The following is a 16,384-nucleotide window of genomic DNA, read 5'->3' as shown; positions in this document are numbered from 1 at the left end:
GGCAAACCTATAACTTATAAATTCCGATAAAAATAGTATTTGTGTAGCTATATTATAGCAGCCATTCAATTTGTTGTCAATAACTTATGAGAGCAACCACTGCTTACCGGAATCAAAATAACTCTTCTTTGTTCTATCCTATTCTGCTTAGAACATTACTGCTTTTATTAGCTTTCACGGGTATAATCCCTAACCTCCTGGCACAAGACAAAGAGTGGGACAAAACCTTTGGCGGCACCGGCGATGATTACCTGCCATATATCCGGCAAACCAATGATGGTGGCTATATTCTGGGCGGCTGGTCGAATTCGGAAAAAGGCCACGATAAATCGGATGGTTCCCGCGGGGGTTTTGATTATTGGGTCATAAAGTTAAAGGCCGATGGATCCAAAGCTTGGGATAAAACTTTTGGCGGCACCGGCGATGATTTACTAACCTCGCTTCAGCCAACCAGCGACGGCGGTTATATTCTGGGCGGTTTTTCTTACTCCGAAAACAATAACGATAAATCCGGGAAATCCAGAGGTGGGGCGGACTACTGGATAGTAAAATTAAATGCGAAAGGAACCAAAGTCTGGGACCAAACGCTGGGTGGTAAAGGCGACGACTATTGCCAGTATCTAATACAAACGCAGGATGGTGGTTACATGGTGGGAGGTTACTCGAACTCTAACATTGATGGTGAAAAATCGGAAATTAGCCGGGGCAATTATGATTATTGGATTATAAAGTTAAACGCCGACAGCTCTCTGGAATGGGATAAAACCATAGGGGGCAATGCCGATGATAAATTAACCATTTTGCAACAAACCAAGGATGGTGGCTACGTAATAGGCGGCTATTCTAACTCCGAAAATCGAGGCAATAAATCCGAACCTTCACGCGGTAATACCGATTATTGGGTAATTAAAACGGATGAAGCAGGTATTATTGATTGGGATAAGACGTACGGCGGGTATGATTTTGAAAATTTACAGTTTGTTCAGCAAACCACCGATGGTGGGTATATACTAGGTGGCCAATCCGATTCGGGAGAAGGAGGCGATAAAACCCAAGCATCTAGGGGCGGCTCTGATTACTGGGTGTTAAAATTAAAACCGGATGGTTCTAAAATCTGGGATAAAAGCTACGGCGGAGAAGGAGACGACTACTTGGCTGCCCTTCAGCAATCAAACGATGGCGGCTGTATCCTGGGCGGGTCTGCTACTTATGGCAAAGGTGGCGATAAAACCGTTGCAGGAGTCGGGAATTTAGATTTTTGGTTATTAAAAATTAAGAGTGATGGCAGTAAAGTTTGGGATAAAACTTGGGGGGGCAAGGAAGATGATCTTTTAAATTCAATTCAAGTTACTCAAGAGGGCGGTTACATTATGGGCGGTTGGTCTTTATCCGGAAAAACGGGAAATAAAACCGAAGCTTCCCGCGGCGGTTATGATTATTGGGTAGTAAAAATGAAAGACACCGAAAATCCCGAAAAACCTTACTGCCAGCCAACTGTTACCTACACTTGCCAGGATGTAGACCTTTATATCGCTAATTTTACTTTTCATACCTTAAACAACCGAACTACTGGTTGCGAAGGAAAAGAAAACGGCTACGTTAATTTCGACCCGGTTGTCAACCTGACAACCACTGTTCACGCCGGCCAAAGTTACCCTATTCAATTACAGTCTGGTCCCGACCACCCGCAAGGTTTCGGAATTTGGATTGATTTTAATAATGACGGTGATTTCTCGGATAACGGGGAACTGGTTTATACCTTAGCAGAACCCGGCAACGGCACCTTCTCCGGAACTATTACTATTCCGGCTAGTAGTACTTTAGGTAACCGCCGTTTGCGGGTCCGGACAAAGTATGATAGTGTCTTTACCGAAGAGGAATCATGCGCGGATACAGAATACGGCGAAACAGAAGATTATACCATTACCATTGCCAAAGCCGAAACTACTACCCAATGGAATATGCGCTACGGCGGTTCCGGTAACGAAGGGCTTCTAACCCTTATCCGAACAACCGATGGCGGCTATTTAACCGGCGGATACTCGCCTTCGGGAATTAGCGGCGACAAAACCCAAACTGCCCGGGGTAAAAATGATTATTGGATTGTAAAAGCCGATGATAAAGGTAAAAAAATCTGGGATAAGCGTTTCGGCGGCTCCGACCATGAATACCTGAACCGGATTTTACAAACTCTGGACGGCGGCTATCTTTTAGGTGGCTCTTCTCTTTCGGGCATAAGCGGAGATAAAACCCAGGATAACCGGGGCGACCGGGATTATTGGGTAGTAAAAGTAAATGCCCAAGGCAACAAACAATGGGATAAACGCTACGGCGGCAGTGGCTACGACGAACTAAAGAAAGTACTGCTTCTTCCGAACGGTGATTATTTACTGGCTGGCTCCAGCAACTCACCCGCCAGCGGCGATAAAACTCAGGAAAGTCAGGGTGGTACGGATTTCTGGCTGGTAAAAATATCCAGTACCGGCGCTAAGGTTTGGGACCAGCGTTACGGAGGCAACTTAAACGATGATCTAAACGGCATTATTTCTACTCCGGAAGGTGGTTTTCTGTTGGCGGGCACAACTGCTTCGGGCCGAAGCGGAGATAAAACGGAGTTGAGCCGGGGAGGTACTGATTTCTGGCTGGTTCGCGTGGATAAGGACGGTACTAAACTATGGGACAAGCGTTTTGGCGGTAGCGGTCAGGATGAGCTTTATTCCTTGGGCCGTACCAACAGCTATATTTATCTTTCCGGCCAAAGTAATTCTCCCGCCAACGGCGACAAAAGTCAGGGTAGCCAGGGAGGTAAAGATTATTGGTTTCTGAAAATAGCCAATAACGGTACTAAAATTTGGGACCAACGCTTTGGGGGTAGCAAAAACGACGAACTCCGCGGCAGCATCCAGACCAGTGATGGCGGGTACTTGCTGGCCGGATACTCCTTTTCAGATAAAAGCGGTAATAAATCCCAAGATAGTCAGGGCGGAAGTGATTACTGGCTGGTAAAAACAGATAAAAATGGTGATTACCAATGGGACAAACGCTACGGTGGAGAAGAAGCCGAAGAATTACGAGCAATTATTGAAGCGCCCGAAGGTGGCTATATTCTGGGAGGAAAATCCGCTTCCGGCGTAAGTGGCGACAGAACCCAGCCCAGCCAGGGAGGTACAGATTTCTGGTTACTAAAAGTAGCACCAAATGCCGCAGAAGAGCCCATAATAGCAACAAGAGAATCTATCCTGCCCACAGAAAGCACTACTTTAACCGACTCAATAAACTTAAGCGTAGCTCCCAATCCTTTCGCTCAAAAAGCAACAGTGCGTTTTACCTTACCTGAAACCCAAACTGTTACAATTAAAATATACGATAGCCAGGGCCAGGAAATAACAACTCTTTTCCAAGGCGAAGCACAAGCCAACCAAACGCAGGAGTTGGAATGGAAAGCCGAAAATCAAGCTTCCGGCTTATATTTATTGCAAGTACAAACGCCTACTAAACTGCTCCGATATAAAGTAATTATTGCTAAGTAAGAAAATATATTTGTACCAATTGGGCAGACCAGTTTTACATCTATCTGACTTTTACCAAAACGTATTAGAAAGCTATCTTAATTTTTGCTTGCTAGTAAGAGTTTTCTTTGGAGTCTTTTCAAGCCTCCAGGCGGCGGTGCTAATGCGATTTGAGAAGTAACCAGTTTGCCTCCTGGCCAGCAGGCATCGTTTGGCTATTGAGGGTTCTGGTGTGGCGTAAAGCCACATTCCTCAGACCCAGTCGAGAAAAGGAGAAAATAGGGATAGCTACATCTCCTCCCCTGTTTTTAGCTTCCCGCAGGGGGAGGGGTTTACGAGGCCCGCCGGCCACGAGGCAAAACTTGAAATATCAAACAAGTTAACATCAGCAGCTGGAGATTGGAAAAGGCTCCAAAAAAATTCATTGGTTTAAGCAAATTCCTTATTTCAACTTAGTAGAGTGTTTGAATATACTATTAATTATTAATGAATTCAGGACGATTAAATACAACCTTCCTCTTTATGAATAACAGAATGTAATTAAAAGTTAAAATATATAGGAAAAAGTTAATAAATAATGACTGGCAGTAAAACTTGGCAAGAGAGTTGCCTATAACAAGTCCTGTTCCTACTCACAATTTAAACGGCTGCTCTTTGGGCAGTCGTTTTTTTATATCTATAGCTAAAGATACTTATAGTTAGAATTACTTTAATTTACTGATCGCCTTTTTGAGTACTTAACCAAATACCTAAAACTGCGAGTACTGCTCCCAAAAAAGCGACCGCTACATCTTTTTGGGCATCCCAAATATCACCTTGCATGCCCAGGTAAACCGATGCTTTTTCCTGCACAAATAAAGTAGCAAAAACCCATTCAATTAATTCAAAAAAAACACTCATCGATAAGGTAAGTTCCAGAGGTATCAGGTAAGGTAGCCACTTGGCCGATTTTAAATGGTACCGGCAGATTTCGTAAATGGGTAAAGCCATTAATAACCCAAAACTAAAATGTACAAAACGGTCGTAATGGTTACGCTGTAAAGAAAAGGCTTCTTGCAGCCACCGCCCTACGGGGTTCTCCTGATACGTATACTGGCTGCCATACAGATGCAGCAACAAAAATAAGAAAACGAAGATTATACTTTTGTCTGACAAAGAATAGCGGGAATAGAAAAATCCAAAAGCAATTATTCCCGGAAGCGTGAGCATGTTTTCGAGTATCCAATTAAGGAAATCGGTAGTAGCAAAGCCACTATATAACCAAAATACAATAAATACCAGAATACTCCCGGTTAATACCGGATTTCGAAAAAGAAGTATTTTATGTGAATTACGGGCTTTAACGAGCGACATACTAACAGCAAATTTTTTGTTTTTTAACTAGTATCGTTGGCCGGATGTTTCAAACTTTTATAACAATCCTGCAAGGACCTGGTAGTCTAGCGTACATGGCAGTAGGTAAAATTTAAAAAATTCTTATTTTAGCCTCCAATTTATCTCTCTCTTACGTTCCGGCTTCTACCTTTTTTCTATGAGTTTTAGAGTATTATACAACCTGGTATTACTGTTTTGTATTTTCGGGATACGCAACTTAAACGCTCAAACTACTATTTTACAGGCCGGCCCAATGGTAGGTTACGCCGATTTAAAAGAAGTAATGCTGTGGGTACAGACCCGCACCGAAGCGGAGGTAAAAATAATGTACTGGGATAAAACGATTCCCAAAACGAAATACAGCACAGCCCCGGTTAAAACAAGTAAAAGCCAGGCCTTTGCGGCTCATTTGCTGGCCGACCAAGTTCAACCCGGGCGTAAATATGGTTATGAATTATACATTAATAATAAAAAAGTTAGCCGCCCCTACCCTCTCCAATTTCAGACCCAGGAGTTGTGGCAGTTTCGCAAAGATGCTCCCAATTTTAGATTTGTAATTGGTTCCTGTAATTACATTAACGAACCTGAAGCAGATAGACCTGGCAATCCTTCCGGCGGCGATTACCAAATATTTTCTTCTATTCTGGCGCAAAAACCAGATTTTATGCTCTGGCTCGGCGATAACACCTACTTGCGGGAACCCGACTGGAATACCCGAACCGGCATTCTTCACCGGTATACCCACACGCGTTCTGTACCCGAAATGCAACCTTTGCTTGGCGCCGTACCCCAATACGCTATATGGGACGATCACGATTACGGACCTAACGATGCGGATCGTAGTTTCTGGAACAAGGATATTACTACCGAAGCTTTAAAGCTTTTTTGGGCCAATCCGAATTACAACCTTACCGGTGAGGGTGGTATAACCGGCACTTTTAACTGGAACGATGCCCAATTTTTTCTCCTGGACGATCGTTATTTTCGTAGTCCTAATAATAGCAAAAGAGACAAGGTTTTATTAGGAAAAACGCAGCTAAACTGGTTAATCGATGCTTTAACTTCCAGTAAAGCAAGTTTTAAATTTATCTGTATCGGGGGGCAAGTATTAAATTCCGTAAACGCTTTTGAAAACTACAGCACTTTCCCAATCGAAAAACAACAATTACTAAATAGAATTACCGCCGCCAGAATTCCGGGGGTAATTTTTCTGGACGGCGACCGGCACCATACCGAACTCAGCAGACTGAACCGAAAAGGCACTTATCCGCTCTACGATTTAACCATATCTCCTCTTACTGCCGGACCCGGCAAAGGCGATGGCAATGCTAATAAAAATCAATTACCGGGTACATTCTATAACCAACGGAACTTTGCTGTTTTAGCCGTGTCAGGTCCGGATACAGACCGTGTTTTAATTATTACCGTTTATAGTTATGATTCTGAACCAATCTGGCAGCAACAAATCCGAGCCAACGATTTAAAATAATTCAGAATTATTTATTCCTAGCCTTATTAGTAATAACACTGGTTTTAAGCACCTTAAATGATATGATTGGTTCTATTTTACTCACTTCTGAAACCGCATCGCTACCTTAAATGTTATTTACTGCGACTAATATCGGCAAAATTTAATTTGTTATTAATTAGCTGCATTAGGTTAATGCAAGGTAACTTATATTATGTGCTGGTAATTACGTTATTTTGTATTACCTATTTATTTTGAACGAACGTTAATGATACTTCTAAAACGCTATATATTCCTGTTAACTTTTCTACTTGTTGCGACAAACAGCTTGTTAGCCCAGGTATTAAAACCTGCTAAATGGACCTACTCATTTTCTAAAAAAGAAGCTAAAACCGGCGACGAACTAGAAATTGTTTTTGATGTAAAAATAGACCCGGATTGGTATTTATACTCCAGTGATTTTGACCCTAATGTAGGTCCTACCGTTACCACCTTTACCTTTACGCCACATTCCTCTTACCAACTAATAGGCAAAATAAAGCCCGTTAATCCGAAGAAGAAATTTGATAAAATTTTTGGCGGCGATGTTACATATTTTACTAAAACAGCCCAGTTCCGGCAGCCAATTAAAGTTATGCAAAAAGATTTGCGTGTGGCGGGTTCAGTGGAGTATCAAGTATGTACCGAGGTTGATGGGCGGTGTATTCCGTTCGACGATTCGTTTACATTAGAACCCATTGCGGTTAGCGGCGAGAATGTGGGAGCTATTAGTCCTGCGCAGAAGCCTGTTGTTGGCCAAGCCACAACGCCAACTAGTAAACCTAGCGCACCTACCGAAGAGCCGGAAACTTTACTTGCCGATAACCCCGATTTTCAGAATGTGATTACCCGGGTAGATTCTGCGCGCGCCGATTCAACTCGAAAAGCGACTACCTTAGCTAAAACAGAAGAAAAGGTTGTTTCCCCTCCGGTTTATAATTCGGCTGACCCGGATAGCTCTTCACCGGCGAGTTTACCTAATCTCTGGAAATTTATTTTATTAGCTTTTGGCTCTGGTTTAATTGCTTTATTAACTCCCTGCGTATTTCCGATGGTACCCATGACGGTATCTTTCTTTACGGGCAACAGCAATGGCCGGGGCGAATCTATCTTAAAAGCTTTAGGTTATGGTATTTCCATTATTGTTATTTATTCTTTTATCGGAGTAATTTTTTCTAAACTAGCCGGGCCCGATGCCGCTAACTTTATCAGTACCCATTGGCTGCCGAATAGCATTTTCTTTTTGATATTTTTGCTTTTTGGTTTATCCTTTTTGGGTTTATTTGAAATTACTTTACCCAGCAGTTTAGTAAATAAAGCCGATAGCCAAAGCGACAAAGGCGGCTGGTACGGTATCTTTTTCATGGCTTTTACCCTGGTTTTGGTCTCCTTTTCCTGCACGGGTCCTATTGTAGGCAGCATTTTGGTAGCATCAGCGGGCGGCGAAACGTTAAAACCCATTGCCGGTATGTTTGCCTATTCGTTGGCTTTTGCCTTACCTTTTACTTTGTTTGCGGCTTTTCCTTCGTGGCTCCGCAATTTACCAAAATCCGGAGGCTGGCTTAATTCGGTAAAAGTATGTTTAGGTTTTATTGAACTAGCTTTAGCGCTTAAATTTTTAAGTGTAGCCGACCAGGCTTACCACTGGGGCATTCTGGACCGCGAAATTTACCTGGCCATCTGGATTATACTCTTCACTTTACTGGGATTTTACTTATTGGGCAAGCTCAAGTTTGCGCACGATAGTGATCTTCCTTACATTAGTGTGCCTCGCCTGTTAGTAGCAGTAGTTACGTTTAGTTTTGTAATTTATTTAATTCCCGGCATGTTTGGTGCGCCTTTAAAAGCCTTGGCTGGTTATTTACCCCCACAAAGTACCCACGACTTTGATTTATCGCGGTTATTTACTTCGGGTTCCGTAAATAATAATAGTACGGCGGCCAATACTTTATGCGAAAAACCTAAATACGGTGATTTTTTACATTTGCCTCATGGGATTCAAGGGTATTTTGACCTGGAACAAGCTAAGCGCTGTGCCTTGGAACAAAACAAGCCTATTTTTATCGATTTTACTGGCCATGGTTGTGTAAACTGCCGCGAGATGGAAGCCAATGTTTGGTCAGATCCGGAAGTGCTGCGCCGCCTGAAAAATGATTTTGTAGTAGTGGCCTTGTACGTAGATGATAAAACCGAACTACCAAAATCGGAATGGTATACCTCTACCTACGACCAGAAGCAAAAAACTACCATAGGTAAAAAATACGCCGATTTCCAGATTACGGCCTTCCAGAACAATGCCCAACCATATTATGTACTTTTAGGCAAAGACGGTAAACCTTTGGTTAAACCTACTGCCTATAACTTAAATGTTTCTGATTTTGTAAATTTTCTGGATGCCGGCATTGCTGCTTACAAAAACTCTATCCAGTAATTAGCAAATATTATTTCAAAACTAGATTTAACTAAAACAAATGAACTAAGTTTAATTTACTAATCTGGCTTTCTTACAGATTTCAGCCAATTACAAGATTTAAATTTCCCCTTCCGAATACCTGGCAGTTTAAAAAGGAAATTGCCAGGTATTTTTTTGTCAATTGTAGTCTTAAATTTACTTTTCCTTTTAAAACCTCGATTAATTTAGTAACTAACAAACAAAAAATAGTTATAAAATCAGAACCTTAAAAATGGCCCTTTCTTTGAGAACATAGTAGAGCAAAAAATTGTCTTAAAGCTGTTTTTACACTCTTGCTGTTTCTTTATGAAGATATTAAAACCCGCACTATTTTTTATTGGTTGTTTTGTAAGTTGCTATTTTCCGGTAAAAGCCCAAAATGGGATTGAAACCCGGTTAGGTTATTCTTATAACGATAAATTTAATTTTACCGACGAATGGCAATATCTTTCTACGGACATTTACCTGTTTAACGGTAATAAGTTTACCCGGGTAATTAATGAACTTAAGACGGGAGCGGGCAAAAACAAAAAAAATTACGCGCAGGAACTGGAGTATCTGCTTATTACGGCTCAGCTTAAAAATTTAAAATTATTTGGCAACGAAGGCATTGTTTATCCGCTGTACAATTTTTATGTAAAAAACGATAATAAAGAATTAACGGCGCGGGTAAGCGATAACATTGATGTAATACGGGTGATTGATAAAATGCCTCTTTCCAGCACGGATAAAAGCATTGATGCTACCATTGAAGCCAAAGCTATCGCCGATAATGCCAACGAACAGGTTTTTGGTTTAGTAGCCTTACAGTTACAGAATATTGCGAACCTAACTGCTTCGCCTACGGGAGCGCTAATGTCGTTGGTAGGCGAATTTGGTAAATTATTAGGTTCCAGTTCCCGCAAAACGGAATACAAATTCAGTTCTACCATCCGGCTCTACGAAGGCCATAATTTCGACACGCGTTTACACTCGGTAAGGGTGTACGCGCTGGTACCACCCGATGTAAAAAACGTAACTTTAAAATCAGCGAAAGCGAACGAACTGTTGGCCAACAGTTCGAATGGACTTGACCGAAGAAAGTTGGAAACTGTTTTCGATTACAAAGAATATCCTTACTTAGTTGTAGCTAATTATAAGTCGTTGTACAAAACCGATGTTTTAAGCGGCAACGAAATCAACACGGAGCTCATTGAAAGACGCAAGCAAAAGATAAATAATGCCCACGACGCCGGTTTAGTAAACGACGAAACCTATAAGCAGGAAATGTATTTTATTGAGTTCCTGCGCACCTTCGCCGAATTAAAACAAAGCTTAAACGATTATAAGTTAAATTACAAAAACAATATTTCGGAAGTAAACTCCAAAAGTTTGTTTTCAGTAATCCAGAATTACCGGGCGCTTAAAACCTTGCAGCGGGTACGCGAGCGGGAATTTGCGAAAAACACCACTTACCAGAATATTTTCCGGCCAGAGTATGCCACCATTGTGAATAATGCCGAATTGTACTTAGATGCAGATCATAATTTAAAAAACAGCAAGGAGCTGGTGTTAACTTTATTAGAACTGGAAAACGAAGGTAAAAGTGTGGCTAATGCGGCCAAAAGGGAAACTTATCTTACTAAATTGCATTCAGTAGATTTACCAGGCAAAGATTTTTTATCGGCTACCATTGAAGGTGAGGCCATTACCCGCATTATTGCTGAATTAGAAATTCAGCAGTACCGGGAAGTTTTCGAAAAAGAAACTAACCGCCTCGCCGAGATAGAAGCTAATGAAGAAACCTTAAACTTACGGAACAATTTAACCGAAAAGGCCAGCGCAACTAAATGCTTAACTTGCCGCGATAAAGTAAAAACCGCAGTATTAAACTACGACCAACGCTACGCCAACTACTTATTAAAACTGGCTCTGGATAAAAAAGGCACTCTGCAAGCAAATGCCGACAAAAAATCGCTTGAATATTTAAAGAAAAAGTACTGCATCGAAACCAATATTAGGAGTAAGTTTACCACCGAAGAAGCTCCGCCACCACATATTACCAAGCTTGTGGAACGTACTAATGAACTTGCCAAACAACTAGAGCAGCTAACCCAACTCATTAAACAAAAGCCTGACGAAAGTAAACTAGAGGCCGTTCAGGATTACAACGCTCAACTTAGTCAATTTTTAAAAGATCTTGATGAAGGTTACAATACCATCTGCAGCGCCGAAAAAAGTTTGTGCCCTTGTGAGGGAAGCTAACCCATTAAAAAACTATAAAAAGAAAGCCAGCTTCAAAAAAGCTGGCTTTCTTTTTATAGTTAGGTAGCTAATTTCAACTAACCTGTACAGGATATTCTTTTAAGTTTTATTTTAAAATTTAATATTCTACAATTTTTTTTGTAGAACATAATAAATTCCTTTCCCTTTTTCAACCATGCTGATTACTAATACCATAATAATTTTATGAAAAAATAGTAATTATTTGGAAAACCTATTACATTAGTTTGCCTTTAAAGTAAAAACCAACCAATTAGGAATGGTTACTTTACTTCCACTTTTTTGTGCCCCGGTGCAGGTTTGTTTTACTATTTTAGATTAAAACCTGCTTTTCCATTTCTTTTTTTGAACACTTAAATTCTGAATGTAACCATAATAAGTATGAAAATACGTGTAGCTCAATTTAAAGTATTTAGTAAATTTTTACCTTCCCAAATTAAGGGATGGCGAATTCTAGGAATTATTCTTCTTATTTTTTTCCTAAATCCTCCGCAGGGAAAAGCGCAAGTTAAACTCTGGGACAAAATTATTGGCGGAAAAGATAATGACGTATTAAAATCAGCTAAGGAGACTAATGATGGCAATTTTATTTTGGGAGGTACTTCTTACTCCGGAAAAAGCGGCGATAAATCAGAGCCAAATAAAGGAACGTCAAACGGCGATTATTGGATAATAAAATTAAGAGCCAATGGCACTAAACTCTGGGATAAAACCTTTGGCGGGAATGATGGGGATTTTTTATCGTCTTTGCAGCAAACCAGTGATGGTGGCTATATTTTAGGCGGTTATTCCAATTCCGGCATTAGCGGGGATAAAAGCGAGGCTGGAAAAGGGAGTGGAGATTATTGGCTTGTAAAATTAGATGCGGATGGTAATAAAATATGGGATAAGACTTTAGGTGGTAATAATGACGATAGGTTAACCGAAGTGCAGCAAACCAGTGACGGTGGTTATATTCTGGGAGGATATTCAAATTCGAACAAAAGTGGCGATAAAAGTGCGAACAACCGGCGCCCGGTAAATGAAAATGGGTATAACCAAGCGGATTATTGGGTGGTAAAAGTAGATAGCACTGGGAATAAAGTTTGGGATAAAACCTTTGGTGGGGAGAATAATGATCAGTTAACCGCCTTGCAACAGACCAGTGACGGAGGGTACCTACTCGGGGGCAGTTCTAATTCCGGCAAATTTGCCGATAAAAGCGAACCAAGTAAAAGTGATTGTATTAATACCGATGGGGAAATATGTTACGATTATTGGATAGTAAAAATTGACTCAAATGGTAAAAAACTGTGGGATAAAACTTTAGGAGGTTACTCCGATGATATATTTTCTACTATGGTGGCTACCAACGATAGTGGTTTTTTACTAGGCGGTACTTCCGAATCTAATAAAAGCTTCGACAAAAGTGAACCCAGCCTGGATGCGACGGAAGATGAAGCGAATGGGGATTATTGGATAGTAAAGATTAAAGCCGATGGCACGAAAGAATGGGACAAAACCTACGGTGGTAATAAAAGGGATGGCCTCGCGGACGTGTTAGTTACTGCAGATGGCGGCTATCTGCTGGGAGGTTATACTAATTCTAACCAGAGCACCGACATAACCGAAGTTAGAAGAGATGTGGAAAGCATTTGGGTACTAAAAATTAACGATAAAGGAGAAAAAATCTGGGATAAAGCTTTTAGTAATGTTAAACAATTGGTAAATAACCTTACCCTGGATATGGCCTTAACTTCTGATGGTGATTGCTTAATAGCCGGACAAGCCTACACTGGGATAGCAGAATGGGAAAAAAGCCAGGCAGGCAAAGGAGCTGAAGATTTTTGGGTAATAAAGCTAGGTATTCCCGATAAAAAAATACAAACCATCTCCTTTTCCCCAACAGATCAGGGTTTAGGAAATTCTCCCTATACTCTTTCGGCTAGGGCAAGTTCCGGTTTGCCGGTTACCTATCAGGTACTATCCGGCTCGGCTACCCTCCAGGGCAATCAACTAAGCTTTAAAGGTTATGGTACTATTGTAGTAAAAGCCATGCAAGCCGGTAATGCCACCTATAGTCCAGTTGAATATACCGCCAGTTTTCAGGTGCAAAGATTTCCCAAACTTCAGGATAAAACCTTTGGCGGAAATCAAGCAGATTTACTAGCCGACATGGTATCCACTCCCGATGGTGGATATTTACTAGCGGGCACCTCTTCTTCGGGTAGTACGGGCGATAAAAGTATGGCGAGTAAGGGTCTTTCTGATTTCTGGCTCGTGAAAATGGATAAAGACAGGAAAAAGCTGTGGGATAAATCTTACGGCGGTGCAGGCCGGGAAACAATGGCCACCATTATTTCCACGCCGGATGGGGGTTATTTACTAGGTGGTTCCTCTTCATCGGGTAAAGAAGGCGACAAAAGTACAGTTAGTAAAGGCAACGCTGATTATTGGCTGGTAAAAGTAGACGCTAATGGCACTAAACTCTGGGACAAAACCATTGGCGGCGACTTGGATGATAATCTTACCGTTATTTTGCCTACCCCAGAGGGAGGCTATTTACTGGGAGGCAATTCCCAATCGGGTAAGGGTGGCGATAAAAGTGAAAACAACAAAGGGAAAGTGGGCGAAAATGGCAAATATACCGCCGATTTTTGGGTAGTAAAGATAGATGGTGAGGGCAATAAAGTATGGGATAAGACCTTTGGCGGCGGGTATGAAGATAGATTATACTCTATAATCGTTACCCCAAATGGCAATTACCTGATTGGTGGAGAAAGCGTAATAGATTCGGACCAATTCTCTAAATACTGGATAGTCAAAATAACCCCCCAAGGAGAGCAGCTCTGGAATAAATCGTACATATACGATGTGTACAATAAATTAACCTCCCTTATTACTACTCCGGATGGCGGATACCTTTTAGTGGGTAGTTCGGGTCAAGAAAGGTTTTCTTACTGGATAATAAAAACAGATGCAGAAGGTAACCAATTATGGGATAAGTTTTACCGGGGAGAAGGTGTTCATTCCTGTACTTTTTGTGATACAAATGAATCTTTCCCAATAGACGTTTTACCTATTGCCAACGGAAATTATTTAGTGGCTGGCTACTCCTATTCCGATAAAGGTGACGACCGAACCGAAGGTAACCGTGGTGGGCAAGACTATTGGTTATTAGAGATAGATGAAAATGGAAAGAAGGTCGCTGACAAAATTTTCGGAGGCGGTAGTTCAGATTTTCTAACCACTCTTCTAGCCTTGCCGAATGGGGGCTATCTCTTGGGCGGCAATTCCTACTCTAATGCAGGCAATGAGAAAAGTGAAAACAGTAAAGGCAATCAGGATTTTTGGCTGGTACAAACCCAATTAAGCACTTTTCCACCTTCAACCCTGGAAGCCTGGAATTTACGTTACGGTGGTACTGGTCTGGATAATTTTACTACCGTTATCCGAACTACCGACGGTGGTTATTTACTTGGGGGTTATTCGTATTCTAACCCATCCGGCGATAAAACTCAGATTAGCCAAGGCGAAAGTGACTACTGGGTGGTAAAAACCGATGCATCTGGTAACAAGTTGTGGGATAAACGCTACGGAGGCACAGGCCATGATTTTCTGAACAGCATTGTTGCTACCCCAGATGGTGGTTTTTTATTAGGTGGCAGTTCGGAGTCTGGTAAAGGTGGAAATAAAAGTGTAGCCGGTTACGGAGGTAAAGATTTTTGGATAGTAAAGATAAATAGTACCGGTGAAAAAGAATGGGACCGCAGTTACGGCGGCACAGGGAACGAAGATTTACGAAAAATAAAGTGGGTTACCGCCAATGAGTATTTATTAGCTGGTTTTAGCAATTCTCCGGTAAGTGGCAATAAAAATCAAGCGAATCGGGGCGGACAAGATTACTGGATAATTAAAGTTACCATTGATGATTTTAACATCTATAAAATGTGGGAAAAATGTTTCGGCGGGGCAGCTAACGATTTCCTGGAAGATGTATCACTGTTAGAAAATGATAATTTATTATTAGGAGGAACCTCTTTTTCTTCTATTAGTGGAAATAAAAGTCAGTCTAACCAAGGTGGTTCCGATTTTTGGATTATTCGCACCGATAACCAAGGAAATAAAATCTGGGATAAACGCTATGGTGGCAACGACCAAGACCAACTCTATTCTATGCTCAGTATTAATAAAGACACCATCTTATTAGCCGGCCAGAGCGCTTCGGGTAAGAGCGGGGACAAGAGCCAGGTTAGTCAAGGCGGTAAGGACTTTTGGCTGGTACAAGTAGATGGTAAAGGCGAAAAGCTCTGGGATAAAACCTTCGGCGGCACCGAAGATGAAACCCTACGTTCGTTGATTCAGGATAAAAATGGTGGTTATATTTTAGGTGGCTCCTCTTTCTCCGGTAAGAGTGGCGACAAGAGTCAGGAAAGCCAAGGCAGCAGTGATTATTGGTTGGTGAAGACCAATAACAAAGGCGAAAAGCTCTTGGATAAACGTTATGGCGGCAGCCAGCAAGAAGAACTCCGGGCCATGTGGATTACCGAAGATGGCGGGTACTTACTAGGAGGGCGATCCAACTCCGACGCAAGCGGCGACAGAACCCAGCCCAGCCAAGGCGAAAATGATTTTTGGCTCGTTAAAGTAGCTCCGGTAACTACAACTCTAATAGCTAGCAGGGAACCGGCAATTACAGAAAATACAGAGATTTCCAGCAACGGATTTAGCTTACAAGCTTATCCTAATCCCTTGTCTTCTAATACTACCATCCGTTTTACTTCACCCAAAACTCAGCAAGTTATAATAAAACTCTTTGACTATCAGGGTAGAGAAACAGCCACCTTGTTCCGGGGTAAAGCCCAAGCTAAACAAACCTATCAAATAAAATGGCAGCCCAATAATCAAAGAACTGGTATGTATTTGCTGCGCCTATACAGCCAGTATAAGAACCACACGATTAAACTTCTGCTTACGCAATAAGGCTCACCAAAAAATTTTTGACGAAAATCTACTCCGCACCTAACCAGAATCAGAGTGGGTTTTTGTCAAAAATCACGAATACCTTTTCGGTATATAAACATTATGAACCACATTGTTTTTATGCAATTAATTATCTAAATTATATCTAATTAAATTTAACATCTGAGGGTTTCCGTTGAATTAAGGCCGGGCGGTAAAAATACTTTTTGGTAGAACTATTGGCATATCTCTATAATGGAGAAAAGGTAAGCGGCTACTAACAGGCCAACTTATCTGGTAAGCGTAATGAAAAGTATTTAGTAAAAGTGTTTAGTTCAT

The 16,384-nt window shown here is 41.4% G+C and carries 6 protein-coding genes; 5 read left to right on the top strand and 1 reads right to left on the bottom strand.

Translation table 11 applies throughout. The features are described from left to right. Positions 1–86 precede the first annotated feature (86 nt). Positions 87–3,530, top strand: a complete 3,444-nt coding sequence (locus HUW48_RS05605) for a GEVED domain-containing protein (RefSeq protein WP_182414740.1) — start codon at positions 87–89, stop codon at positions 3,528–3,530. Positions 3,531–4,223: 693 nt separating this feature from the next. Here HUW48_RS05605 and HUW48_RS05600 read toward each other — a convergent pair. Beyond that, the gene (locus tag HUW48_RS05600) at positions 4,224–4,862 is read right to left on the bottom strand and encodes a DUF2238 domain-containing protein (protein WP_182414739.1); all 639 of its coding nucleotides are present in this window, start codon (positions 4,860–4,862) and stop codon (positions 4,224–4,226) included. Between the two features lie 178 nt (positions 4,863–5,040). Between HUW48_RS05600 and HUW48_RS05595 the strand changes: the two genes are divergently transcribed. From HUW48_RS05595 to HUW48_RS05580, 4 genes are all read left to right on the top strand, one after another. Then, the gene (locus HUW48_RS05595; RefSeq protein WP_182414738.1) at positions 5,041–6,372 is read left to right on the top strand and encodes an alkaline phosphatase D family protein; all 1,332 of its coding nucleotides are present in this window, start codon (positions 5,041–5,043) and stop codon (positions 6,370–6,372) included. Positions 6,373–6,619: 247 nt separating this feature from the next. Further along, the gene (locus tag HUW48_RS05590) at positions 6,620–8,821 is read left to right on the top strand and encodes a protein-disulfide reductase DsbD family protein (RefSeq protein WP_182414737.1); all 2,202 of its coding nucleotides are present in this window, start codon (positions 6,620–6,622) and stop codon (positions 8,819–8,821) included. 327 nt (positions 8,822–9,148) lie between these two features. Continuing rightward, positions 9,149–11,086, top strand: coding sequence for a hypothetical protein (locus HUW48_RS05585; RefSeq protein ID WP_246343704.1), 1,938 nt, complete (start codon positions 9,149–9,151; stop codon positions 11,084–11,086). 399 nt (positions 11,087–11,485) lie between these two features. After that, on the top strand, positions 11,486–16,066 hold the full coding sequence (locus tag HUW48_RS05580) for a T9SS type A sorting domain-containing protein (protein ID WP_182414736.1): 4,581 nt from the start codon (positions 11,486–11,488) through the stop codon (positions 16,064–16,066). The last annotated feature ends 318 nt before the right edge of the window (positions 16,067–16,384 follow it).

Origin of the sequence: Adhaeribacter radiodurans (assembly GCF_014075995.1) — a bacterium.
Classification (GTDB): Bacteria; Bacteroidota; Bacteroidia; order Cytophagales; family Hymenobacteraceae; genus Adhaeribacter; species Adhaeribacter radiodurans.
Note: the sequence above shows the minus strand (reverse complement) of the source record. Positions and strands in the feature narration are given on the sequence as shown.

Bases quoted from the DNA above. Each gene is read 5' to 3' on its own strand.
- HUW48_RS05580 (WP_182414736.1), top strand. From the start codon at position 11,486: ATGAAAATACGTGTAGCTCAATTTAAAGTATTTAGTAAATTTTTACCT.
- HUW48_RS05590 (WP_182414737.1), top strand. From the start codon at position 6,620: ATGATACTTCTAAAACGCTATATATTCCTGTTAACTTTTCTACTTGTT.
- HUW48_RS05595 (WP_182414738.1), top strand. From the start codon at position 5,041: ATGAGTTTTAGAGTATTATACAACCTGGTATTACTGTTTTGTATTTTC.
- HUW48_RS05585 (WP_246343704.1), top strand. From the start codon at position 9,149: ATGAAGATATTAAAACCCGCACTATTTTTTATTGGTTGTTTTGTAAGT.
- HUW48_RS05605 (WP_182414740.1), top strand. From the start codon at position 87: ATGAGAGCAACCACTGCTTACCGGAATCAAAATAACTCTTCTTTGTTC.
- HUW48_RS05600 (WP_182414739.1), bottom strand. From the start codon at position 4,862: ATGTCGCTCGTTAAAGCCCGTAATTCACATAAAATACTTCTTTTTCGA.